General features: G+C 53.7%; 3 tRNA genes. All 3 read right to left on the reverse strand.

The annotated features are described in order from the left end of the window. Positions 1–3: 3 nt before the first annotated feature. Positions 4–76 (reverse strand) — tRNA-Phe (locus WKI42_RS10910). A 3-nt stretch (positions 77–79) separates the two neighbouring features. Next, positions 80–153, reverse strand: a tRNA-Met gene (locus tag WKI42_RS10915). Between the two features lie 10 nt (positions 154–163). After that, a tRNA-Ser gene (locus tag WKI42_RS10920) sits at positions 164–253 on the reverse strand. Positions 254–255: the final 2 nt, after the last annotated feature.

Below are 255 nucleotides of genomic sequence, written 5' to 3' on the forward strand. Positions count from 1 at the left end.
AAATGGCGCGAGACGGAATCGAACCGCCGACACATGGAGCTTCAATCCATTGCTCTACCAACTGAGCTACCGAGCCTTATTGCGGGAGCAGGATTTGAACCTACGACCTTCGGGTTATGAGCCCGACGAGCTACCGAGCTGCTCCATCCCGCGTTAATATAAAAGGAGGATGTGGGATTCGAACCCACGCACGCTTTTACACGCCTGACGGTTTTCAAGACCGTTCCCTTCAGCCGGACTTGGGTAATCCTCCAA

The organism is Streptococcus pseudopneumoniae (genome assembly GCF_038148935.1).
Classification (GTDB): domain Bacteria; phylum Bacillota; class Bacilli; order Lactobacillales; family Streptococcaceae; genus Streptococcus; species Streptococcus pseudopneumoniae_U.